General features: G+C 65.6%; 24 protein-coding genes and 1 pseudogene. 12 read left to right on the top strand and 13 right to left on the bottom strand.

The window, feature by feature from the left end; translation table 11 throughout:
• Positions 1-81: 81 nt before the first annotated feature.
• From NKH51_RS10285 to NKH51_RS10310, 6 genes are all read right to left on the bottom strand, one after another.
• A complete protein-coding gene (locus NKH51_RS10285; RefSeq protein WP_254761590.1) occupies positions 82-783 on the bottom strand; it encodes a phosphoglycerol geranylgeranyltransferase in 702 nt (233 codons plus the stop codon).
• 116 nt (positions 784-899) lie between these two features.
• Positions 900-1,073 carry a hypothetical protein gene (locus NKH51_RS10290; RefSeq protein WP_254761591.1) on the bottom strand — a complete coding sequence of 58 codons (174 nt, stop codon included), beginning with the start codon at positions 1,071-1,073 and terminating at the stop codon, positions 900-902.
• Positions 1,074-1,213: 140 nt separating this feature from the next.
• Positions 1,214-2,404 carry a threonine synthase gene (locus NKH51_RS10295; protein ID WP_254761592.1) on the bottom strand — a complete coding sequence of 397 codons (1,191 nt, stop codon included), beginning with the start codon at positions 2,402-2,404 and terminating at the stop codon, positions 1,214-1,216.
• A 162-nt stretch (positions 2,405-2,566) separates the two neighbouring features.
• Positions 2,567-2,743: a 50S ribosomal protein L37e gene (locus NKH51_RS10300; RefSeq protein WP_254761593.1), complete on the bottom strand. Its 177-nt coding sequence runs from the start codon at positions 2,741-2,743 to the stop codon at positions 2,567-2,569.
• Positions 2,740-2,967, bottom strand: a complete 228-nt coding sequence (locus tag NKH51_RS10305; RefSeq protein ID WP_254761594.1) for an LSM domain-containing protein — start codon at positions 2,965-2,967, stop codon at positions 2,740-2,742. The genes NKH51_RS10300 and NKH51_RS10305 overlap by 4 nt, the downstream gene beginning before the upstream one ends.
• Positions 2,968-3,106: 139 nt before the next feature.
• Positions 3,107-3,280: a hypothetical protein gene (locus tag NKH51_RS10310; protein WP_254761595.1), complete on the bottom strand. Its 174-nt coding sequence runs from the start codon at positions 3,278-3,280 to the stop codon at positions 3,107-3,109.
• 167 nt (positions 3,281-3,447) lie between these two features.
• Between NKH51_RS10310 and NKH51_RS10315 the strand changes: the two genes are divergently transcribed.
• The gene (locus NKH51_RS10315) at positions 3,448-3,756 is read left to right on the top strand and encodes a hypothetical protein (RefSeq protein ID WP_254761596.1); all 309 of its coding nucleotides are present in this window, start codon (positions 3,448-3,450) and stop codon (positions 3,754-3,756) included.
• A gap of 134 nt (positions 3,757-3,890) precedes the next feature.
• Positions 3,891-4,850, top strand: a complete 960-nt coding sequence (locus NKH51_RS10320; RefSeq protein ID WP_254761597.1) for a zinc-dependent metalloprotease — start codon at positions 3,891-3,893, stop codon at positions 4,848-4,850.
• Positions 4,851-4,898: 48 nt separating this feature from the next.
• Here NKH51_RS10320 and NKH51_RS10325 read toward each other — a convergent pair whose 3' ends face one another.
• Both NKH51_RS10325 and NKH51_RS10330 read right to left on the bottom strand, forming a co-directional pair.
• The gene (locus NKH51_RS10325; RefSeq protein WP_254761598.1) at positions 4,899-5,114 is read right to left on the bottom strand and encodes a hypothetical protein; all 216 of its coding nucleotides are present in this window, start codon (positions 5,112-5,114) and stop codon (positions 4,899-4,901) included.
• Positions 5,111-5,521 carry a hypothetical protein gene (locus tag NKH51_RS10330; RefSeq protein WP_254761599.1) on the bottom strand — a complete coding sequence of 137 codons (411 nt, stop codon included), beginning with the start codon at positions 5,519-5,521 and terminating at the stop codon, positions 5,111-5,113. Before NKH51_RS10330 ends, NKH51_RS10325 begins: the two co-directional genes overlap by 4 nt.
• Positions 5,522-5,708: 187 nt before the next feature.
• Between NKH51_RS10330 and NKH51_RS10335 the strand changes: the two are divergent.
• A pseudogene (locus NKH51_RS10335) lies at positions 5,709-6,080 on the top strand (transposase); the annotation flags it as partial.
• 1,047 nt (positions 6,081-7,127) lie between these two features.
• Here the strand turns inward: NKH51_RS10335 and NKH51_RS10340 are convergent.
• Positions 7,128-7,679 carry a hypothetical protein gene (locus tag NKH51_RS10340; RefSeq protein WP_254761600.1) on the bottom strand — a complete coding sequence of 184 codons (552 nt, stop codon included), beginning with the start codon at positions 7,677-7,679 and terminating at the stop codon, positions 7,128-7,130.
• 141 nt (positions 7,680-7,820) lie between these two features.
• On the opposite strand from NKH51_RS10340, the gene NKH51_RS10345 reads away from it, so the two are divergent.
• Positions 7,821-8,075 (top strand): hypothetical protein, encoded by a 255-nt coding sequence (locus NKH51_RS10345; RefSeq protein WP_254761601.1) that lies wholly within the window; start codon positions 7,821-7,823, stop codon positions 8,073-8,075.
• Positions 8,076-8,085: 10 nt separating this feature from the next.
• On the opposite strand, the gene NKH51_RS10350 is transcribed toward NKH51_RS10345, so the two are convergent.
• Positions 8,086-8,643, bottom strand: coding sequence for an SPW repeat domain-containing protein (locus tag NKH51_RS10350; protein ID WP_254761602.1), 558 nt, complete (start codon positions 8,641-8,643; stop codon positions 8,086-8,088).
• 205 nt (positions 8,644-8,848) lie between these two features.
• On the opposite strand from NKH51_RS10350, the gene NKH51_RS10355 reads away from it, so the two are divergent.
• The 3 genes from NKH51_RS10355 to NKH51_RS10365 all read left to right on the top strand — a co-directional run bounded on the left by NKH51_RS10355 (position 8,849) and on the right by NKH51_RS10365 (position 13,785).
• Positions 8,849-11,611, top strand: a complete 2,763-nt coding sequence (locus tag NKH51_RS10355; RefSeq protein WP_254761603.1) for an AAA domain-containing protein — start codon at positions 8,849-8,851, stop codon at positions 11,609-11,611.
• 78 nt (positions 11,612-11,689) lie between these two features.
• Positions 11,690-12,532 (top strand): phosphatase PAP2 family protein, encoded by an 843-nt coding sequence (locus NKH51_RS10360; protein ID WP_254761604.1) that lies wholly within the window; start codon positions 11,690-11,692, stop codon positions 12,530-12,532.
• Positions 12,533-12,624: 92 nt separating this feature from the next.
• Positions 12,625-13,785, top strand: a complete 1,161-nt coding sequence (locus tag NKH51_RS10365) for an ion channel (RefSeq protein ID WP_254761605.1) — start codon at positions 12,625-12,627, stop codon at positions 13,783-13,785.
• On the opposite strand, the gene NKH51_RS10370 is transcribed toward NKH51_RS10365, so the two are convergent.
• From NKH51_RS10370 to NKH51_RS10380, 3 genes are all read right to left on the bottom strand, one after another.
• Positions 13,749-14,744, bottom strand: a complete 996-nt coding sequence (locus NKH51_RS10370) for an AIR synthase family protein (protein ID WP_254761606.1) — start codon at positions 14,742-14,744, stop codon at positions 13,749-13,751. The genes NKH51_RS10365 and NKH51_RS10370 overlap by 37 nt on opposite strands.
• Positions 14,745-15,020: 276 nt before the next feature.
• Positions 15,021-16,022, bottom strand: a complete 1,002-nt coding sequence (locus NKH51_RS10375) for a TIGR04024 family LLM class F420-dependent oxidoreductase (protein WP_254761607.1) — start codon at positions 16,020-16,022, stop codon at positions 15,021-15,023.
• Between the two features lie 114 nt (positions 16,023-16,136).
• The gene (locus tag NKH51_RS10380) at positions 16,137-16,913 is read right to left on the bottom strand and encodes an SDR family NAD(P)-dependent oxidoreductase (protein WP_254761608.1); all 777 of its coding nucleotides are present in this window, start codon (positions 16,911-16,913) and stop codon (positions 16,137-16,139) included.
• A gap of 165 nt (positions 16,914-17,078) precedes the next feature.
• On the opposite strand from NKH51_RS10380, the gene NKH51_RS10385 reads away from it, so the two are divergent.
• From NKH51_RS10385 to NKH51_RS10405, 5 genes are all read left to right on the top strand, one after another.
• Positions 17,079-17,255, top strand: coding sequence for an isopentenyl-diphosphate delta-isomerase (locus NKH51_RS10385; protein ID WP_254761609.1), 177 nt, complete (start codon positions 17,079-17,081; stop codon positions 17,253-17,255).
• Entirely contained in the window at positions 17,252-17,995 is a 744-nt protein-coding gene (locus tag NKH51_RS10390; protein ID WP_254761610.1) for an HAD family hydrolase, read from the top strand. The genes NKH51_RS10385 and NKH51_RS10390 overlap by 4 nt, the downstream gene beginning before the upstream one ends.
• 213 nt (positions 17,996-18,208) lie before the next feature.
• On the top strand, positions 18,209-18,778 hold the full coding sequence (locus NKH51_RS10395; RefSeq protein WP_254761611.1) for a DoxX family protein: 570 nt from the start codon (positions 18,209-18,211) through the stop codon (positions 18,776-18,778).
• Between the two features lie 296 nt (positions 18,779-19,074).
• A complete protein-coding gene (locus NKH51_RS10400; RefSeq protein WP_254761612.1) occupies positions 19,075-20,136 on the top strand; it encodes a phosphotransferase family protein in 1,062 nt (353 codons plus the stop codon).
• A 289-nt stretch (positions 20,137-20,425) separates the two neighbouring features.
• Complete coding sequence (locus tag NKH51_RS10405; protein ID WP_254761613.1) at positions 20,426-22,378, top strand: 3-hydroxyacyl-CoA dehydrogenase/enoyl-CoA hydratase family protein; 1,953 nt, start codon at positions 20,426-20,428, stop codon at positions 22,376-22,378.
• Position 22,379 lies beyond the last annotated feature (1 nt).

Genomic DNA, 22,379 nt, shown 5'->3' on the forward strand with positions numbered 1-22,379 from the left:
GAGCCGTCGTGCAATGCGAAGCGACAAAACAGTTTAGGCCACTGTCACCGCAGTCGAGAAATCGCGGGCTGCCGGTCCGCGCTACGCGTCGTTGGCCGCTTCGACGGTTTCGCGGACTGCCTCGATCCCCTCGTCGTGTGCGAGGTCGCCGACGACGATCACGTCGGCGTACTGGGCCATCGTGTACGCCGAGTCGTAATCGTGGATGCCGCCGCCGTAGAACAGCGTCGAGTCGTCGAGCGCGGCCGCGGCCGCTTCGACGACACCCTCGTCGCCGAGCATGCCGGAGTACTCGACGTAGACGATCTCCTGGCCGAACATGTGCTCGGCGACCGTCGCGTAGGCGCCGACATCGTCCGCGCCGAGATCGCAGTTGGCCTCGGTCAGTTCCGCCACGTCGGCCTCGGGATTCATGACGATGTAGGCCTCGGTCGTCGTTCGCGCCCAGTCGAGGTCGCCCTCGAGGCGGACCCACTCCTTGTGGGCCTCGGTGATCCAGAACGGCGAGCCGGCGTTGAAGACGGTCGGGATGAGATAGCCGTCGAGTACCTCGTCCTCGAGGACGACTTCGGGGTTCGAGGGCTCCTGATAGAGCGCGACGTCGTGTTCGGCACAGGCGTCGATGACGGCGCTCATGTTCTCCCGGGTGATGCCCATGGTGCCGCCGACCTCGATCGCGTCGGTGCCGGTCGCACAGAGGTCGCCGTAGGTCACTCCGTCCGGAAGCTCCTTGTCCGGATCGAGTTTGAGAATATGGTTCCAGTCCTCCCAGGGGGTAGTCATACCGCGTCGTTTCCCGACAACCAGCAAAAACGCTACGGAACGAACCCGACTCGCGGATCCGGGGTTCGAGCCGTCGCAGACCGGCTCCTCGGTGGTCTGGGACTCCCGACGGCAGCTTACAACTGCTCTGCGCTGACAGCCCGCATCGAGCCTTCCTCCTCGAGCTCCCAGATCCGCAGGACGAGGTGGGCCTTGCAGTAGTACTCGGCGGTCTCGAGCCCGGTCTGCCCGTTCTCGAGGACGAGCTGGCACGTGGCCCCGTTCGAACACTCTGGTGAATGTTCACACATTGGTACTCGTTTCGTCTACTCGTCTCGCAGTCAAGACCCTGTCGGTGAAATCGGTCGACCGGATCGACGAACTTGCCCCCCTCTAGCGGTTTCACCCGTCATACCGAGGGATACCACTGACTGGCAAACTCGGCGGCAGCTCAGATGCCCTGTCCCATCAGGTGGCTGCGCAACACGTCCGCCTCCTTGTTCCCCGAGCCCGTGTTGACGATAACGAGCGTCTCGTCGCCGTCGAACGCGCCCCGCTCGGCGAGTTCCCACGCGCCGCTGGCCGCCGCCGCGGCGCTGGGGATCAACTCGAGACCCGCCGACTGGGCCACCCGCACGGCGGCCTCGAGAATGTCGGGGTCGTCGGTCGCGACGCCGTCGCCGTCGGTTTCGCGGACGGCCTCGAGCGCGCGCGACCCCGCCGCGGGATCGGGGACCTCGAGTTCGCCACAGATCGTGTCGGGGTGCTCGACCGGCTCGAGTTCGTCGCGGCCGTCCGCGAGGGCCTCGACGATCGGCGCACAGCCCGACGCCTGCGCGGCGTAGAGGGCGGGCAGTTCGTCGGTCAAGCCCAGCTCCCGGAACTCGGTCGCGGCCTTCGCGAGGCCGACGAGCCCGACGCCGTCACCCGTCGGATAACAGATCGCGTCGGGGACGGTCCACTCGAGCCCCTCGACTATCTCGTAGAACAACGTCTTCGCGCCCTCGTGGCGATAGGGCGTGTCGAACGCCCGGAGCGAGTACCAGTCGTCGTGTTCATCGAGGCCCTCTTCGAAAGCCCCGACGGCGTCGCCAAAGCGGCCGCCGACCACGTTCATGTCGCCGCCGTGGACGTTGACCATCGCTTTGTTCGTGAAGCCCGAGCGCGAGGGGAGGTACGCGTGTGCGTCCAACCCCGCGCGGGCCGCGTAGGCCGCGACGGCCTGGCCGCCGTTGCCCGTCGAGGGAAGCGCGACATCGCTCGCGCCGTGCTCGGCGGCGGCCGTGACAGCCACTGACGCGCCCCGGTCCGTGCTCGAGCCGGTCGGGTTCCGGCCGTCGTCTTTGATCAGAACGCGCTCGACGCCGAGTTCGTCCGCCAGCTCGGGACAGTCCACTAGCGGCGTCGCACCTTCGTCCGTCGTCACCGCGGCCTCGCGGGCGAAGGGGAGCAGTTCGGCGTAGCGCCACTGCGAGTCGAACGGCCGGTCGGCGAGCGTCTCCCGATCGAGGTCGATCGCGTCGTAGTCGTAGCTCGGGTCGAGCGACCCCCCGCAGTCCGGACACCGGTGGGACTCGGCGGCGTCGACGGCGGCCCCACAGTCGACACACTCGAGTCCGGCGAACGCGTCTGACGTCTCCATAGACGATCCTTCGCGGCGGCGAACTAAGGGCTGTCCATCGGCGACCGGGTCCGATCGTCGGTCGCGCCGCTATCGGACTCGAGCGTCGATCACGTCAGTGCTAGTACCGTGGCTGGAGCGTGATCGAATACAGAACCGAACAGAACTCAGAGAGAGCGCGAATCAGTTATCGCCGGTCTTCGACTGCCACTCGTAGTCGCGGCGTTTGGCGGACTTGCCGAAGCCACACGACGAGCACTGCTTTTTCTTCGTATGGTAGGACTTCTCACCACAGCGACGACACTTGACGTGCGTCGTCTTGTTCTTCTTTCCTTGGCTCGGGGTTCCTGCGCCAGTCATGGAGTGATCGACACGACGTTGTCGCCGCGTATAATGGTTGTGTCTTCGACCGGCGTTTCCTCCTCGACGCCGCCTTCGACGGGGATCGTCACGTCCTCGAGCACCAGATTCATGTGCTGATCGTAGCCGGCGAGGTCGCCGACGTACTCGTCGCCGCTCTTGAGTCGTACCGTGACGCGTTCGCCGAGTGACGCCTCGAGGACGTCCAGCGGTCGTCCACTCATACGAAACACCGCAGGTGATGGACACTTAATCGTACCGGTCCGTACGCGGCCGAAGTCGTCGCTGTGGCGACAGCTACCGGGCGTCAAACGGCGGTTAGTGTCAGAACCGTTGAACGGCTGCTCTCGAGTCGCCGACCGGTCAGCCTTCGGCGGCGAGCCTGAGGATTTGTGGCGTGACGACCACGTCGAGGAGAGCGATCCCGAGCGCGATGAGCTGTGCCGTTCCGTCCAGAAAGAGAAGGGCGACAGCAGCGACGGCGATTCCACTGGTCAGACCGTATCCCCATCGGACGGCGGGGTTATCCAGGACCATAATCGTGTTATTCTACCAATACGACAAAAGCGTATCCATTCGTCGAGACTCGCTGTCGACAGCCCCAGGAGCGTGAGAGGGGCACGGGCCTCGTAACGTATCGCTACAAACGTCAGTAACAGAGACCTAACCAAACGGCTAAGTGACTTCTCGTGGTCCGTCCGCCTATGGGAGATACCAACTTCACCCTCATCGAGTTGCGCTTCGACGGCGACGCACGGTTCGGACTGGGATCGCTCAGCGACGCCCTACCGTTTGGCGGCAGCGAATCGACGGCAGAGCTCGAGACCGAAACGGATATCGAGATGGAAGACGCCGAGGATGACGACTCCAGCGGTGCGGGCAAGAGCGCCGTCGGCGCGCTGGTCGCGCTCGTCGTCCTCGTCGGCATCGCCGTCGCCGCCCAGAAGTTCCGCGGCGGCGACGAGGAATCGGAACTCGAGGCCGAAGAAGAGCCCGACGTCATCGTCAACTGATCGCCGTCACGGTAGACACCGATCGGCGGTGATCGGGACGCACATTTAATCGGTAATCGACCGCCGGCGTCGGCGCGTCACATCGAACGGAACTGAGCCGAACGCTTTTGCGCTTCCTTGCCCTAGTGAGAGTCGTGAATCTCTATCGCAGCGCCCGGGCCGTCGCCGGGGCGTCCGGTGACGATGCGATCGACTGGCGGTCGGCCGCCGACGCCGCCAAGGCGGCCACCGACCCCGGATCGCTCGAGCTCGAGCCCGGCGAGAGCGAGGCCTACGCTCGCGACGTTCGGGACGCGAGAGCGGCCGTGCGGACCGTCGCGGGGGTCGAGTTCGACGTGCCCGAGACGGTCGAGATCCAGAACCGCCACCACTGGATCGACGCCAACGTCGCCACCTTCGAGCGGGTCATGAGTACCCTCGAGACCCACACCGGCGCGTTTCCCGGCGTCGCCCGGACGATCAATACGGGAACGATGACCGTGCTGCTCGCCTTCCTCGGGCGGAACGTCCTCGGCCAGTACGATCCCCTGCTGTTGGCCGACACGCCCGCGGACGAGCACGCGCTGTACTTCGTCCGGCCGAACATCCTGAACGCCGCCGCGAAGCTCGACGTCGATTCGGATCGCTTCCGCCGCTGGATCGCCTTCCACGAGGTAACCCACGCCGCCGAGTTCGGGGCCGCCCCGTGGCTCTCGGATCACCTCGAGACCCGAATGGAAGAGGGCATCGCGAAGCTCTCGGAGGGCTCGTTCGACCGGGCGGCGTTTCGCGACCTCGACGCGGCGATGACCGTCGTCGAGGGGTACGCCGAACTCCTGATGGACCACGCGTTCGACGAGGAGTACGAGGATTTACGGCGGAAACTCGACGAGCGCCGACAGGGCCGGGGGCCGCTCCAGAAGCTCTTCCGTCGCCTGCTCGGCCTCGGGCTCAAGGAGCGCCAGTACCGACGCGGCAAGAACTTCTTCGAACACGTCGTCACCGTGCGCGACCTCGAGACGGCGAGCCTGGTCTGGGAGCAACCCGAGAACCTCCCCAGCCACGACGAACTCGACGCGCCGGGGACGTGGATCCGGCGCGTCGACCGCCGATAGTCGGCGCTTCGCGAGGCGTTTCGACCGTGGACCGCGGACGCGCTCGCATCAGTCGGTCGTGATCCAGAGCAGATACCAGAGCAACGCCCCGCCGGCGACGACCCCGCCGAGGACCGCCGCGCCGATCACCGTCAGCGGAGCGCCGCTCTGAAGCGCGATCAGCCCCCCAGAGAGCCCGACTAAGAGGACGAAGGCGGCCTTGAGCTGGTCGGCCGCGCTCGTGGGGACGCTCGAGCGCGTCGAGCCGCGCGGCCCGCGGCTCATAGCTCGTGGGGTGCACTGACGTGCATGACGGCGAACTGCCAGCGCGGGCCGTCCGCGGCCGCCGCTCCGTCCGCCGCCGCTCGTTCGATCAGCGTCCCGCTCCAGCGGCTGTCGAACCGACGGCGCTCGCCGCTCTCCGTATCCATCCAGGCCATCGCAACCTCATCGGCAAACGTCGCGAATCCGTCGCGCTCGTCGACGACGAGGCGTCGGCTCTCGATCGACCAGTCGGTAGTCGTCTCGGTTTGTGCTTCGAGCGCCGCGGCGACCTCGCGGCCGCCGAACAGGGACTCGCTGATGCCGAACTTGACGGTCGGGTCGTCGTCGCGGAAGTAGGGTACGAGGGGGTCGCCGTCGCGGAGCGCGTCGTAGTAGTCGCGGACGACGGACTCGGCGTGGTCGCTCATATATTGAGTCTGTCGAAGTCCGGTTCCAAAGGCCCACCGGACGCAGTCGCAGGTGCGCTCGAGTGACTCGAGCAACCATCCGTCTGTAGTTAGTCGAGGAACCGCGTGACAGCAGCTTGTCGAGGCATCTTTTCCGAAGAGTGAGGAAGTCGAGTCTATACGCAACTGAACTTTCGTATCTCGAAGTATGCGTCCGCTCGCTACGTTGTTTCCCTCGGAGTTCCTTGAAGAGTACGCCGAAGAACCCGGCGTGGACGAACATGCCCGTGATCTTCGAATCCCGTTCTCGGTTGGGTGTTCGTGTTTGGCACTCACCTCCGGCGAAGCCAAACACTCGCTGGTTTCCGACGTAGCTAAACGCTACTGCTGACGAGACGCTCTCTTTCGGCAGCATTTATCATCGGTTGACACCTTGCTCGCAGAGTATCTCCGCGGCCTCGTCAAAGTCGCACTTGACGGGGTCTTTGTCCCGATGACAGTCGATACAGAGTTTAACCGATTCCATGACGTGATGATTGTTGACGGGACAATCCTGCGGTTACATCAGTTTCTTGCTGATACGCATGGCCCACGGAAAGGGTAGCAGGTTAAGCCTGTCTCCACCGTTCTCCACAACGTAACTGACAGACCAACAATTATTTCATTGGGCTGGTGAAAGAACATACGACAGCATGGAGACACAGGCCCGTTGCTCAAAACTGGTTTGACCATTCACGGCTTTCTATAGATATAGCAAATTTCACATACACTAAAATATTGGATGAAAATATGGGCTGGCTAGAGAGTCATTCACCAACAATTTGGACGTACATGATTATGGGAGTAGTAGTCGCTCCGATAGTTCTGCTGCCAACTATCTATGCGAGTTTACTCATTATCGAGGCAAATGTAAGACTACTTACTGAAGTAACACTGTTAGTTCTTAGTCTGTTAGGGTTCGTTGGAATCACTATGATATTTCTTTTCCCAATTATGGTATATAAGGATGCGAAGAGCGTTCTGGGAACAGATTCAGAATGGCATCCTCTCCCACTGCTATACGCTCTCGGGGGTATTTTTGGATTTTTTATCCCACTTCTCCAACAGCTGGTTGGGGTTATTTTTCTATACAAGCGGTATAACTCGTCAAAGGCCGTCTGTCTCTAGCTAAGAGAAAAACCCCGTAACAGCCACGGCTTATCGAAGCTTCTTTTCGAGGGAATGAGGAGGCAAGAGCTGTATCAAACAGCCTTCTCGTCGAGAATTATGCGTCGGCTCACTAGGTTATTTCTCTCCGAGTTACGCGAAGAGTACGCCGAGGAACTCGGCGTAGTCGAACCAAAAGGCAAGCTTCAGATTCCGATCCTTGTGTAGGCACCGTCCGCTCGTCGAACGACGAGAACTCCCCACAAGTATTCGCGAACGAAGTGAGCGATTCTCCGCCGGAGCGGGACAACGCCCCGCGGAGGCGGCCTTTTTCCTCGAAGTCCGCGAGAACAGCGCTCTCGCGGGCCCATCAGAAATCTCCGATTTCTGCGGACGTTTTTGCGCCCGACGAGGGACGCGAAGCGTCCCTCGAGCAGAGAGTGGTTCGCCTGCGGCGAACCCGAGGCGTAAAAAGTTCGGTCTACATGAAGCCGCGGTCGACCTCATCGGTCTCGATCAGGTCCTCGAGCTCCGAGTGCAGCAGCTCGTCGGCCTCCTCGAAACGCTCGGAGAGGTCGTCGAGCTCGTCGGGCCGGTCGTACTGGTCGTACTCCATCGGCCCGAAGGCGGGGCTTCCCATGGCCTCCATCACGTCGTCGAACAGGTCCTGCGGGCGCGTCGGCGCGTCCGCATGGGTCTCGAGGACGGTCTCGAGTCGCTTCCCGACCGTCTCGGCCTGCGCTTCGTCCTCCGGCGGAGACTGGACGGCGAAGCGGCCGCCCGAGTCCCGCTCGGGGAGAAACGAGTCGAGTTCGTCGTCTACCTTGCGGGCGACGCGGCCGCCGACACCGCGGACCTCGAAGGGGTTCTTCGCGTACGTCTTCAGAAAGAAGACGCCGGCCCGTGGATGCGCGAGGTACATGTCTTCGCCGACGCCGCCGGCGCGGTCGCCGGCGACCGCACGCCAATCCTCGGGATCGACATCCCGTTCGGTGACGTCCTCGAGTACGTCCTGCCACTCGCGTATCCGCATGGTCGTGTCGTGGATTGGAACGCCGGCAGAATGAACGTATCGGTCCGGTCGAAAGACGCCGCAAGCGGACGGTCCACGGGGGGTCGAACCAAAAGGAATACCACGGCTCCCCGACCAGAGTGAGTAACAGACGGTTTCCCTATGTCCGGCCGCCAGCAACTCTCGCTCGTCGAACTGTTTCGCGCCGCACCGGCCAAGAGCGCGCTCCTGACGCTGACCCCGCTCGCGCTGGCGCTCGGCCAGTTATGCAACAGTTACGTCAACGGGCTCTCACCGGTCGTCTCGATCGCCTTCGCCGTCACGATGATCGCCTTCGCCGTCGTCGCGACGAGCCACCACGCCGCGGAACACCGGATTCGCCGGCTCGAGCGCGACCACGGCCTCGGTCGATCCTGAGCGCAGGAACTCACGCGCCCGGTCCGGGCTCGGTCGCGACCGTTCGCGCTTCTCTGGCTTCGTAGGCGTTGAAGCCCGCGATCCCCGCGATCAACAGGCCGCTGGTGATCGTGCTCCAGAACAGGCCGCCGGTCATCCCGAACAGCGCCGAGGAGACGATCAGCCAGACGCCGAGAATGGCGACCAGCGACGCGATGGCGGCGCTGAGCGGAATGTCGTTGGTCAGGCGGTAGTAGTTGTAGCCGGCGGCGGCGGCCACGACGAGGCCGACCAGCACGTTGTTCCACAGCGGCGCGGCGGCGGTGCCGAAGACGAGCACCGAGAGGGCGACCCACGCGCCGAGGGCAGCCACGACGAGGCCGAGTGTCGAGGCCTTGCGCCGGCGCTCCTCGTTCGCGACTCGGGCCGACTCGTCGCGGTGGTCGCGGCCCGCGTCGAGCCGGTCTCCGTACCCGGTTCCGGAGTCGGCATCCGCCGACGCCGATTCGGTCCGCTCGATCGGCTCGTCGCCGGTGTCGGCCCCGGAGTCCCCGCTGGTCCGACGGTCGTCGTCGTTGGGGTCACTCATGGGAACGAGGTACGGCTCGGAATCTCAAAAGCGACCCGTCCGTTCCGCTGCCGTCGGTTCTCGAGAGGGATCGAAACCGTCCGTAACAAGCTATTACCGCGGCGAGTCCGCGACCGCGAGCCCGGTGAGACGGACGGCTGGGGCGGCACCGACTGCGGTACCCGGACCGATAGCGTTTTTGATCGCTCGGCCGTGACGGTAGGCTGTGCACGTACGCGGAACCGTCGCGGGCGAGGTCGAGGTGCGGTCGGTGTCGACGAGCTACGGCGAGAGCGACCTCGCCGACGTGCCGCTTCGGCTGGCCGGCGACGGAGACGGGACGGCGGCCGACGGTACATCCGCCACGCGGAGCGACGGTGGGACGACCGACGGCGGAACGACGGCCGCCGTCGACGGCCGCGAGACGACGACGGTGACGCTGTGGAACAAGTGGACCGAGTCGGCGGAACTGCTCGAGCCGGGGATGGAACTGCTCGTGACGGACGCGAAAGAAGAGGAGTATCAGGGCGAAACGAAGTTCGCCACGACCGGCGACTCCTACGTCGTCGTCGAGCCCTCCTTCCTCGTCAGCGTGACCGCGATCCGCAACTGGGTCGAGTGTCCCCGGCTCTACTACCTGAACAAGCTCTCCGGGGTGCCGCTGAACTACCCCGTCGTCAAGGGGACGCTCGTCCACGAGGTCTTCGGCGACCTGCTGCGCGGGCGCGATCTCGAGGAGTCGATCGAGGCCCGCATCGAGGAACGGGGCCTCCAGTTGGGCCTGCTCGGCGAGACGCCCGACGCGGTGAAAGACGAGATACGCGAGAACGCGAAAGCGATCGAAGGGTGGCTCGAGCAGGGCCGCCTCACCGAGGAGGATAGCTGGCGCTCCGAGCAGTTGCTCATCAGCGAGACCTTCGGGATTCGCGGGCGGGCCGACGCCGTCCGCCGGGGCGCGCCGGTCGAACTGAAGACGGGCAAGAACCTGAAAAAGGAACCGCGATTCAAGGACAAGGTCCAGGCCGCCTGTTATGCGCTGTTACTCGAGGAACACGGCGGCGACGTGGACCTCGGAACGCTACTTTACACGAAGAACTCGGCGCTGGATCGCAACGAGGAGACCGGCGATCTCACCCCCGCCAAGGAGTTCACGATGGGCGACGGGCTGTTGAAGTACGTCGTCCGGCTGCGAAACGAGATCACGGCGATGGAGACGAACGGCGACGTGCCGACCGGCTACGAGGCCGACGCGAAGTGCGAGTACTGCTTCGAGCAGGATACCTGCATGGTCGTCTCGGGGCGCCTCGATCAGGAGTCGAAGGCCGGTCAGATCGGCCAATCGCTGCCCGACGAGGAACTCGAGTACTTCGATCGCTTCTACCGGGCCATCGAGGAGGAACGGCGGGAGGTCCACCGCGAGTACGCCAAACTCTGGGAGCAGACGGCCGAGGAGCGGGCCGACGACGACCGCGCGCTGATCGACCTCGAGTTCGTCGAAAAGCGGCCGCTCGAGGGCGGGCGCTGGGAACTGCGGGCGCGTCGGACCGGTGGCGCGACCTCGAAGCTCCGCGAGGGCGATCTGGTGCTGGCAAGCGACGGCCATCCGGTTCGGGGCGATTCGGAGCTCGCGATGATCGAACGATTGGACGAGGAGGTCGTCCTGACCGCGGACGAGCCGGTCGAGGTCACGCGACTCGATGTCTACCCCTCCGAGCTGACGACCGACCGGCTGCTCGTCGCGATGCACGACGCGCTGCTCAAGGGCGACGAGCGGCGCAAGGACATCCTGTTCGGCCGCGCGAAACCCGAATTTGCTGACCCCGGCGAGACCTTCATTTCGAACAACGACGCCCAGAACGAGGCCGTGACGAAAGCGGTCGGCGCGGAGGACTGTGCGCTGATCCACGGCCCGCCGGGCACCGGGAAGACCTACACCATCGCCCGCGCCATCACGGCGATGGTCGAGCGCGGCGAGCGCGTCCTGCTGTCGGCGTTTACCAATCGGGCGGTCGACAACGCCTTGGAGGCCGTCCTCGAGCAACTCGAGGACGCGGACGGCGTCGACACCGATCGGGTCGTCCGCGTCGGCTCGGAGAGTGGTGTCCGCGAGGACATGGAGCCCTACCGGCTCGAGCGGGCCGGCGACCCCGAGGACCGCGTCGCGGAACTGCAGAACGCGCAGGTGGTGGCGGCGACCACCGCGACCTGCGGCTCGCGGGTGATGAAAGAGCAGGCCTTCGATGCCGCGCTGGTCGACGAGGCTGCCCAGCTCACCGAACCCGGCACGCACGCGGCCATCAATTTGGCCGAGCGGTTCGTCCTCGTCGGCGACCACGAGCAGCTCCCGCCGGTCGTCCGAGCGGAAAACGATCTCACCGAGTCGCTGTTCGAGCGGCTCGTCGATCTCCATCCCGAGGCCGGCGTCATGCTCGACCGCCAGTACCGGATGAACCAGCGCATTCAGGTCTTCGCTTCCAGGGAGTTCTACGACGGCCAACTCCGGCCGGCGACGCCCGAAGTCGCGGGCCGAAATCTGGACGATCTCGAGGGCGTCTCCCGCGACGCGCTTCCCGTCGGCCTCCGCGATCCGGTCTCGTTCGTCGATGTCGAGGGCGACCGGAGCCGGTACACCGACAGCGAGGAGGCCACACGAATCGCCGAACTGATCGAGGCCTACGAGGCGGCCGGCCTCGAGCGCACCGACATCGGCGTCATCGCCCCCTTCCGCGCGCAGGTCTCGGAAATTTCGAAACACGTCCCCGACGACGTGGCCGTCGACACCGTCGACCGCTTTCAGGGCTCGAGCCAGGAGGTCATCGTCGTCTCCTTTACGGCGACCGGCTCGCTCGAGGGACCGATCTTCGAGGACTATCGGCGGATCAACGTGGCGCTGACCCGACCCAAGCGCGCGCTGGTGCTGGTCGGGGACGCGTCGGCGCTGGCGTCAGATCCGGTCTACGAGCGGATGCTCGAGTGGGCGCGTCGGTGACGCGGCGGGCCGATCGGTTCCTCCGCCGTGCTCCGTACCGCCGGTATTTATCCGCTAGTGAGAGTAACGGCCGGTGACATGCGACTCGAGGAGACGAGCGCGGCCGTTCGCGACGCCACGCCGGCGGAGTACGCGGAGTTCGTCGTGTGGATCACCGAACTCGGCGGGACGACGGTCCTCATGGTCTTGCTCGCGGTGCTGTTCTGGTGTGGCGATCGCCGGCGGACGGCGTTGGTGACCAGTTACGCGGTCGCCGGACTGGCGCTGGTGTTGACGCTCAAGACGCTGTTCGGACTGCCGCGGCCGCCGGCGGACGCCCTGCTCGTCTCGCTCGAGGGCGCACGCGAGGGCTACGGCTTTCCGAGCGGTCACGCGTTCGCGGCGGCGGTCGTCTACGGCGGCCTCGTCTCGGTGTACGATCGCCGGGGCGATCCGCTCGCGGTCGCCGGTGCCGGCACGCTCGTCGCGGCCGTCTCGCTCTCTCGAGTCGCCCTCGGGGTCCACTACCTGAGCGACGTGATCGCCGGCGCGGTCCTCGGGATCGCCTTCGTCATCGCGATGGACCGGCTGACGGGCGGCGATCCGACGACCGGCTTCGCGATCGCGCTCGTCCTCGCGGTTCCCGCGGTCGTCGTCGCTGGCGGCACCGAGGACTCGCTGCTCGGCCTCGGCGGCTCGATCGGCGGCCTCCTCGGCTCGCGGCAGTTGACGGCGCTACCGGACCTTCGCTCTCGGCTCGAGGGGGCGATCCTCGTCGCGGTCGGCGGCGGGTTCGTGGTCGTCCTCCGGGGTCTCGAGGCGATCGTCGGCGCGGTCGAACCGCTCCTCGTGGTCCTCTACGCGCTGTTGATCGCCGGCATCCTCCTCGTGCCGGCCCTCGTCGGCGGCCTCGAGTTCGACGCGCTCGAATCCCCTCGGTGAGACGCGGGTGTACGGGCCGGACGCGCATTCAGACACGATCACAGAGACCACGTGAACTGTGGATTTACCGCCAGCGGCCGCGTAGTTCTCGTATGCTCGAGACGTTTCGCCCGCGTCGGACCAGTGCTCGCGTCGCGGTCGTGATCGTCACCGTGATCGCGTTCGCGTCGATCGCGACTGGAATCGGTGCAATCCTCACCCAACCAGCCCTCGAAGCGGAGGGGGTACTCGGCGATGTCCAGTCCATAGCGGATTTCAGCGGGACGATCATCGGCTTTGCCCTGCTTGTCACCGCTTGGGGGCTGCGACGGGGCTATCGGCTGGCCTACGTCGCCGCGGTCGTGCTTGTCTGTCTCTCCGCAGCCCACGGCATCGTCCACGCCCGGGTGCTGTCGGTGCCGCTTGTGGTCCTCTCGGCCGGCGGACTCGTCGTCCTCGTGGCCACGAGCAAGCGGTTTACCCGCTCGAGTCACCTCAACGCGACCCAGATCGGCGCGTTGCTCTCGATCGTTGGCGTCTTCTGCTACGGGACGGCCGGCGCGTACGCGCTCCAAAACGGGTTCGACGGAGTCGAGACCGTCGTCGACGCGGTGTACTTCACTGTCGTGACGGCAAGTACGGTCGGCTACGGCGATGTCCACGCGAAGACCGAAGCGGCGCGGCTGTTCGCGATCTCGTTGGTCGCTCTCGGTCCGGCGACCGTCGCAGCCACGGCCGGGAGCCTGTTTGGCCCCGCGATCGAAGCGCATCTGACCAAAACCGGTCGGCGCGCCACGGAAGGACGAGATCGTGAGCCTGACGGAGCGATCGGCGGCGAGGCCGACGACACACGAGTCGTCGTCCTCGGAACGGGCAAGACAATCTGGCCCGTCGTCACGGCGCTTGCCGGACGGACCGCGGTTACCGTCGTGACGAGCGAAAACGCAACCACATTTCCCGACGGCGTCGACGTGATCGGCGGCGAGCCGACCGCCGACGGAGCACTCGAGCGGGCCGCCCTCGAGACCGGCGACGCGGTCCTCGTCGGCGCGGGCGCGGGCGACCAGCACCAACTCGTCGCGGCCGTCCGATCGCGAACGGCCGCCAGAATCGTCGCGATCGCCGGCGAGGAGTCGGTCGACGCGCTCGAGCGGGCCGGCGCGGACGCCGTCGTCGACCCCGACGCCGTGCTGGTCGAGGCGACGCTGGGCGCGCTGCGGACTGGCGGGGCTGCGAGTCAGTCGTCCGCGTCGGCGGCTTCCCAGAGCGGGTAGAGATCGTCCTCGATCGGCTCGGTGATCGGCTCGTCGTCGAGGACGAGTTCGGGGTCGCCGCCCTCAAGCGCCCGAACGGTGCCGATCGCGGCCGCCTCGAGGCCCGCGTTTTCGAGATCGGCAAGGCAGTCCTCGAGCGCGTCCTCGGGAACGGTCGCGACCAGCGCGCCGGAGCCGAAGATACACAGCGGATCGACGCCCGCGGCCTCGCACAGCGCCGCCGTCTCCTCGCGGACGGGCACGGCGTCGCGATCGACCTCGAGCCGAACGTTCGAGGCGCGGGCCACCTCGAGCAGGCCGGCCGCGACGCCGCCCTCCGTTGGGTCGTGCATCGCGGTCGCGTACTCGCGGACGACTCGAGCCTCGGGAGCGACGCTGATCTCCGCGAGAAACCCCTCGGCGCGCTCGCGGATCTCGGGGTCGACCGCGAGGTCGCCGCCGAAGTCGGCCGCAAGGATGGCCGTGCCCTCGATTCCGGCGGCCTTGGTCAGGACGACCCGATCGCCGGGTTCGGCGCCGCCGGTCGGGACGAATCTGTCGGTCGAACCCATCGCGGTCAGTGAGAGGAGCGGCCGCTCGAGTTGGTCGACGTACTCGGAGTGGCCGCCGACGATCGAGGCGCCGATCTCTCGGGCGGCCTCGTCGAGGTCGGTGGCGATCGCCTCGAGCGTGCGCTCGTCGGTCCCGGTCGGGAGGAGAACGACGGCGGTCAGCCAGCGCGGGTCGGCCCCCGAGACCGCCACGTCGTTGGTCGCGACGGGAACGCCGAGCCGGCCGACTTGCGAGGCGGCCAGCGAGATCGGATCGGAGCTGACCACGAGCGTCCCGTCCCCGTCGGGCCAGTCGATCGCCGCCGCGTCCTCGCCGTCTGCGGGTCCCTGGAGTATCGTCTCGTCGGCCGCCCCCGTCCGCTCGAACACGTGCGCGAGCAGGTCGTCCGGGCTCACCTTGCCGGGCATACCACGAACTGGGACGATGCACCGTTTGTAGCTGTCGAAGGATTCGCTCGCTTCGCGTCAAAGATCGCGGAGTCGCGGACGCATACATCCAGAAAGCCCCGAGTCCGCTCGCGGGCTGTGGCTCGCTGCGGTCCTCGGCCGTCGGCCTGCGGTCCTTACTTCGCCTCGCACCGCGAGCGGCCTCGCCCCTTTCATTCCCGCCCGAACGTGGTTAGACCGGGCTGCTGTCGCAGAGCCTGTACTGACCACGGAGAAACCGAGGAATGTCGAGCCCGCTCAGTTCTCGGGCGCGACCGCTTTCATCGTCTGTCGGATCTGCTCCTCGTCCGCGCCGCGCGGGAAGCTGACCGCGATGGTGTCGACTCCGTCGACAGCCTCGTAGCGCTCGATTTGCTCGCGGACGGTTTCCGGATCGCCGGCCGCACAGAGGTCGTCGAGGATGTTCTGGTCGACGAGCTCGAGCGCGCGCTCGCGGTCGCCCTCCTGCCACGCGTCGTAGATTTCGGGCGCTTCGTCGTACCCCTGGCGCTCGAGGGCGTCGCGGTAGAACGTGCCCATGCCGCCGATGTAGAAGCCGATGTGCTGGCGAGTGATCGCGCGAGCTTCCTCGGGGTCGTCTAACGCACAGCAGGTGACGCCGGCGGAGACCTGCACGTCGTCGGGGTCGCGGTCGCCGAGGTCGGCGCCGCGCTCGATGTCCTCGATGCGGTCTGCCATGCCCTCGGGAGTGAGCATGATGCCGTGCCAGCCGTCGGAGAACCGACCGGCAAGTTCGACCGCCTTGGGGCCCATGCCGGTGACCTCGATCGGCGGGGTGGTCTCCGGCGGGTCACAGCGCAGCCGGAAGCCCGACAGTTCGAAGTCATCGCCGTCGTAGTTCACCGTCTCGCCCGACAGCACTTCTCGAACGATTTCGACGGTTTCGCGCGTCCGCTTGAGCGGGTTGCCGAACTCCACTCCGTGCCAGTTCTCGATCACGACGGGGCCGCTCGGGCCGAGCCCGAGCCGGAACCGGCCGTCGGAGAGTTCCTGCAGCGTCGCCGCCGTCTGCCCCAACAGCGCCGGCGAGCGCGAGTAGGTGTTGAGGATGCTCGAGCCGATATCGATCGTCTCGGTCCGTTCGGCCATCGCCGAGAGCACGGTCACGCCGTCACGGCCCCACGTTTCGGGGAGCCACGCGCAGTCGTAGCCGACGTCCTCGGCTGTCCGCGCGTAGTCGGCGATCGAGTCAATCGTCGGCTGTGCGGCGACGGGTAAGTGGACATCTCTGTCAGTCATCGTCATTCACAGACGAAACACTGCCTTTTGGGTGTATGGGAACCGGCGGCGTGCGAACAAACGTTTACGGGCTTCTCGGGCGAAGACGGTGAGAGAGACGAGCGACAGACGCGACTAAATGTCGTGGTCGTCGCTGATCTGCGGGACGCCCTGGACGGTGATGGTCTCGCCGACCATGTACGACGAAGCGGGGCTGGCGAGGAACTGCGTCACGTCGGCGATCTCCTCGACGGTACCGATGCGGCGGCCGACCTCCTCGCGGTCGATGGTGTCGGCGGAGATGCCCATCTGGCTCTCGACGCCCGGCGTCGCGACGAAGCCCGGCGCGATGCAGTTGACGCGGACGTTCTCGTCGGCCCACTCGTAGGAGAGCGTCGTCGTCAGGTTGATGACCGCCGCCTTAGCCGCCCCGTAGGGGCTCATCAACGGCAAGCCGCGCTGGCCGGCGACGCTGGCGAGGTTGATGACCGAGCCACCGCCGTCTTGCAGATGCTCCGCGGCCGCGTGCGTGCAGTGATACGTGCCGTTGATGTTGATGTCGATGATCGTTTTCCAGCCGTTCGGCGAGATGTCGTCGAACTCGGCTCTGAACGACGCACCGGCGTTGTTGACCAGTACGTCGAGTCCGCCGAACTCCTCGACGGTGGCCTCGACGAGCGCTTCGACGGCCTCGCGGTCGGTCACGTCGCACTCGACCGCCAGTGCGCGGCCGGGGCTGTCGCTCTCGTTGATTTCCTCGGCGACGGGGTCGACGTTCTCCTGCTCGCGCGAGCAGACGACCACGTCGACGCCGTCAGCGGCGAACCGCTCCGCGATCGATCTGCCGATCCCGCTCGAGGAGCCCGTGATAATAGCGGTCTCGCCGTCGACGCTGAACTGTTCGGTACTCATTCGCGGTCACCTGCGTGTCGGATTTCGCTTACCATTGTTCAATCCAGCCAGCTATTCGCGTCAACTGTTAATAAAGGTGGGTATAGATACCGTAGTGTTAAGTGAATGGGTGGCAGTGCCACAGGTACCCACGACGGCGAACCGACCGCCGTCCCGGACCAACCCATGTCACCAGATACCCCAACGTACGGACCTGATCGACAGGCCGAGGTCTCTCTCAGCGGGCTGCTCGAGGACGAATCGCCCGAGTTCCCCGTCACCGACGAGGACCTCGTCGAACGCGCCCGCGAAGAACCGAGCGAGGAGGGCTGTCGCTCGACGCTCCGGAGGGCCGAGCGATGAGCGAGGACGCGACCGTCGATGCTGGCGCGGCGACCCCCGACGCGGGCGGGTGGGAGGCCGTCTTCTGGGACATCGGCGGCGTGATCCTCGCGCTCGACACCGTTCAGGCGGCCCACGCGGACTTCATCGCGAGTGTCCTCGACCGCCATGACGTCGACACGACGCTCGAGGACGCCATCGACATCTGGCGGACGACTGTCGGGGACTACTTCCGCGAGCGCGACGGCACCGAGTTCCGCTCCGCGCGCGAGGGCTACCACCGCGGGATCGAGACGATCGTCGGGGAAGAGATCCCACGTGAGGAGTGGCAGCCCCGGTTCGACGAGGTCGTCAGCTCCTCGATCGAACCGATCGCGGGCGCACCCGAAACGATCGCACGGCTCGCCGATCGAGACCTCCACGTCGGCGTCATCAGCGACGTCGACGACGCGGAAGGCCGGCGAATGCTAGAGCGGTTCGGCGTCCGCGAACACTTCGACTCGATCACCACCTCGGAGGAAGTCGGCCGCACCAAGCCCGACCCAGAAATCTTCGAGACGGCCCTCGAGAAGGCCGGCGTCACCCCCGCGCGGTCGCTGATGATCGGCGACCGCTACGACCACGACGTGAAGGGAGCCGCCGACATGGGGATGCACGGCGTCGCGTTCGGAGCCGACGACGGCCCCGCCGTCGCGTATCGGATCGAATCGCCCGAAGAGGTACTCGAGATCGTCGACGATAACGAGAGCGGAGACGAGTGAGACCGGCCGGCGCGAGTGATCGACGGTAACCGATCGGTCCAGCCAATCGGTGGTATCCCGACGCTGATTTAAATACTGACAGAGAAGAATTCGATAGCACAGAAAATAGCACACACAGGACATACACGCCCTGGTAGCCGATTCTCGAGATTGTAGAATTATCGTTTATTTATATGTTCGTGACCGCCTTCTATAGAAGTAGGTGAAGAACTCATGGCTACAGAGAAGATGACTGTCGGTTCGAACGTGTTCGAGAGTACCCTCGGCGGCCTGACCGTTCGCGGACGGGCCCACAGCCTGAGCGCGTGGTTCGTGCTCGCGCTACGGCTCATGATGGGGTATGCGTTCGCGTACTCCGGACTCACGAAGATCATGGAAGGCGGGTTCAGCGCCGGCGGATACCTGACCCACAGCGCGGCCACGAACGGCAACCCCTTCGCGGACGTGTTCGCCTGGATGGGAGCCACGCCGTGGTTCGTCGACATCGTCAACGTCGCCGTCCCGTGGGGTGAACTCCTCATCGGCATCGGGCTGTTAGTCGGCGCGCTCGTTCGCCTCGCGGCGTTCTTCGGCGCGTTCATGATGCTCCTGTTCTACTTCGGGAACTGGGAGATCACCCACGGCCTGATCAACGGGGACTTCGCGTACATGCTCGTGTTCCTCGCCGTCGCCGCCTTCGGTGCCGGTCGGATCCTCGGACTCGACCGACGCATCGAAGCATACGAGATCGACGGCGTCCCGCTGCTCGAGAAGTACCCGAAACTCGACTACGTCCTCGGATGAGTCGAGTCACTTTTTCTGCCGTCGCCGTCCTCCGGAACTCGGGCACGCAACACCGGCACACCCGATCCCAATGATCGGCGTCTGCCGACATTGGATCAGCTGACGGACGACTGCGACCGTCGCGCGGCCGTGGTTCGCGGTAACTTACGACCCACAAACATTGTAAAAGAGAGATCGCGGCGTAACTATTTTCGTTAAGGGGGGAGATACTGGCACACGACAATGACGGACACGCATCGAAACACATCCGACGACATCGTATCGGCCACCCGGGCCGGGGCCAGCGAGCGCCTGCCATGAGCGAGAACTACTACGAGCGCCTCGTCGACGAGGACGCGCTGGTCGCGTATCTCGAGGACCACCTCGGGGAAGTCGACGATTACGACATCGCCCGCCATCAGGAGGGCCACTCGAACGAGACCCTATTCGTCACGTGGGGCGGTCGGGAACTCGTCATCCGACGACCGCCGCCGGGCGAGACGGCCGACACGGCCCACGACGTCCTCCGCGAGTATCGCGTGACGAACGCAGTGGCCGACACCGACGTCCCCGTGCCGACACCGGTGCTCGCCTGCGACGACCACGACGTCATCGGGAGCGACTTCTACGTGATGGAGCAACTCGAGGGCGACGTGCTTCGTGAGGACGAACCGGAGCGGTTCGCGACGCCGGAGCATCGCCAGCGGATCGGCGAGGAACTGGTCGATAATCTGGCGAAAATCCACGACCTCGACTACGAGGCGATCGGACTCGGCGAGTTCGGCCGCCCGGCAGGGTACACCCAGCGGCAGGTCGACCGTTGGGGGAAACAGCTCTCGTGGGCGTTCGAAGTGACCGAAGACGAGCGGGAAGTGCCCGACCTCCACGAAGTCGGCGATTGGCTCCGGGACAACGTCCCCGAGGAGCACCCCCACACGCTCGTCCACGGCGACTACAAGCTCGACAACGTCATGTTCGGGCCGGAGACACCGCCGGAGCTCGTCGGTGTCTTCGACTGGGAGATGGCAACGCTCGGCGACCCGCGCGCCGATTTGGGCTGGATGCTGTCGTACTGGCGCGACACGAAAGACCCCGAGCCGGAGATTCCGGAGTTGGTCACGCGGTTCATGGAGCGCGAGGGGTATCCGACCCGCGAGGAACTGGTCGCCCGCTGGGAGGAACTGACCGGCTACGAGTTCGAACACGAGCGGTTCTACCGCGCGCTCGCCGTCTACAAACTCGCCGGCCTCGGCGAGATGTTCTTCCGGCGCTACCTCGAGGGCAACAGCGACGATCCGATGTACCCGAAGATGCGCGATCGGGTGCCGGCGCTGGCCGCGCGCGCGAAGCGAATTATCGAGGGCGAGGAGCCGCTGTAGCGGGATCGATCCGCGACTCTTCGTCCGAGGGTGCTGCCGGTTGCGTGGCGGGCGGAACCACCGACGGATCGAGAAACGGGTTCGTCTTCTTCGTTGCCGACGCCCCGAGTGCGAGCAGCGCCGCAGAACAGCTCTGACGGGGTTGATTCACGCGATGAACTCAAGTTAACGTTACCGTCGTTTATAGAGAACGGGAATCGACGTACGTGCTGTGAAACGGGGGACAACGGGCTTAACATTGCTAATCCGGTTCGGTGGTATTAAGACATTCCCGACCGACCACACGCCCATGTCACTCGAAAGCATTGACCGCGTTGCCGTTCTCGGCGCGGGGAACATGGGGCACGGAATCACCGAAGTAACGGCCATGGCCGGCTACGACGTCACGATGCGGGATATCAAAGACGAGTTCGTCGAGGACGGCTACGAGTCGATCAAGTGGAGCGTCGAGAAGCTCGAGGAAAAGGAGATGCTCGACGACTCCGCCGAGGAAGTCCTCGGTCGGATCGACACGACGACGGACCTCGAAGAAGCCGTCGCCGACGCCGACCTCGTCATCGAGGCCGCGCCCGAGGATCTGGACCTGAAACACGACATTTTCACCGATCTCGAGGAGTACACCAGCGAGGACACGCTGCTTGCGACCAACACCTCGAGTCTCCCGATCACGGACATTGCGGAGGCCGTCGACACGCCCGAGCGCGTGCTGGGCCTACACTTCTTTAACCCGCCGGTCAAGATGGACCTCGTCGAGGTCATCTACGGCCAGGAAACCAGCGACGAGGCGGCCGAAGCCGGCTACGAGTGGGTCGAGTCGATCGACAAGACGCCGATCTACGTCCGCAAGGACGTCCGCGGGTTCGTCGTCAACACCATCGTCGGGCCGTTCGGCGACGAATCCTCCTGGATGGTCTCGGAGGGCGAGGCCACGATCCGCCAGGTCGACGCGACGATGGTCCACGAGCGGGGCTACCCGATGGGGCCGTTCGAACTGGCCGACCTGAGCGGAATTGACATCGGCTACCACGTCCGCAAGGAAGCCGGTCAGCCGGTCCCACCGATCATCGAGGAGAAAGTCGAGAACGACGAACTCGGCCAGAAGACCGGGAAAGGGTTCTACGACTACGAGGACGGCGACGGCGCCGATTACGAGCCCGAGGACGCGGGCGACTTCGACTGGCTCCGCGTCGAAGCTCGAATGATCAACGCCGCCGCCTACCTCGTCGGCGACGACGTCGCCAAACCCGAGGCGGTCGACACCGGCGTCCAGCTCGGGCTGGGCTTCCCCGAGGGCATCTGCCGTCGCGCCGACAAGATCGGCCTCGACACGGTCTTGGAGAAGCTCGAGACTCTCTACGAGGAGACCGGCTCCGAACGGTACGAACCCCACCCGTACCTCGAGCAGCTCGTCGAGGAGGGCAAGACCGGCGAAGCGGCCGGCGCCGGCTTCTACGACTACGGCGACGACGAACTCGGCCCCTTCCACGACCTGAACTACGAGCTCGAGGACGGCGTCCTCTCCGTCGAGCTCGATCGCCCGTCGCGGATGAACGCGCTCTCGGAAGACCTGTTGAACGAGATCGACGAGCTGTTCTCCTCGGTCGACACCGACGAGGTCCGGTGTGCGACGATCGAGGGCGCGGGCGATCAGGCGTTCTGTGCCGGCGCGGACGTCTCCGGCTTCAGCGACGCCGACCCGACCGACCTGATGGACGTGACGCCCGCCTTCGAGACCGTCAACGACTTCGAGCGACCCGTCCTCGCGAAGATCGACGGCTTCTGTCTCGGCGGCGGCCTCGAGCTCGCGCTGGCCTGTGACCTGCGGATCGCGACCGAGCGCTCGTCGTTCGGCGCGCCCGAGATCAACCTCGGCCTGATTCCCGGCGGCGGTGGCACCCAGCGACTCACCCGCGTCCTCGGCGAGACCCGCGCGAAGGAACTGGTCTTCCGGGGCAACCACATCGACGCCGACCGCGCCGAAGAGTGGGGCCTCATCAACCGCTCGGCCGATCGCGACGAGTTCGACGACACCGTCGAGGAGTTCGTCTCCGACCTCGCCGGCGGCCCACCGATCGCCCTCAAGATCGCCAAGAAAGTCATGAACGAAGGCGAGGATGCGAGCCTCGAGGCCGCCATCGCCATGGAGAGCCAGGGCTTTGGCCTCCTGTCGAGCACCGACGACGTCCTCGAGGGGACCGCGGCGTTCGCGGAGGACCGCGAACCCGAGTTCGAGGGTAAGTAAC

This window comes from Natrinema marinum (genome assembly GCF_024296685.1).
Classification (GTDB): domain Archaea; phylum Halobacteriota; class Halobacteria; order Halobacteriales; family Natrialbaceae; genus Natrinema; species Natrinema marinum.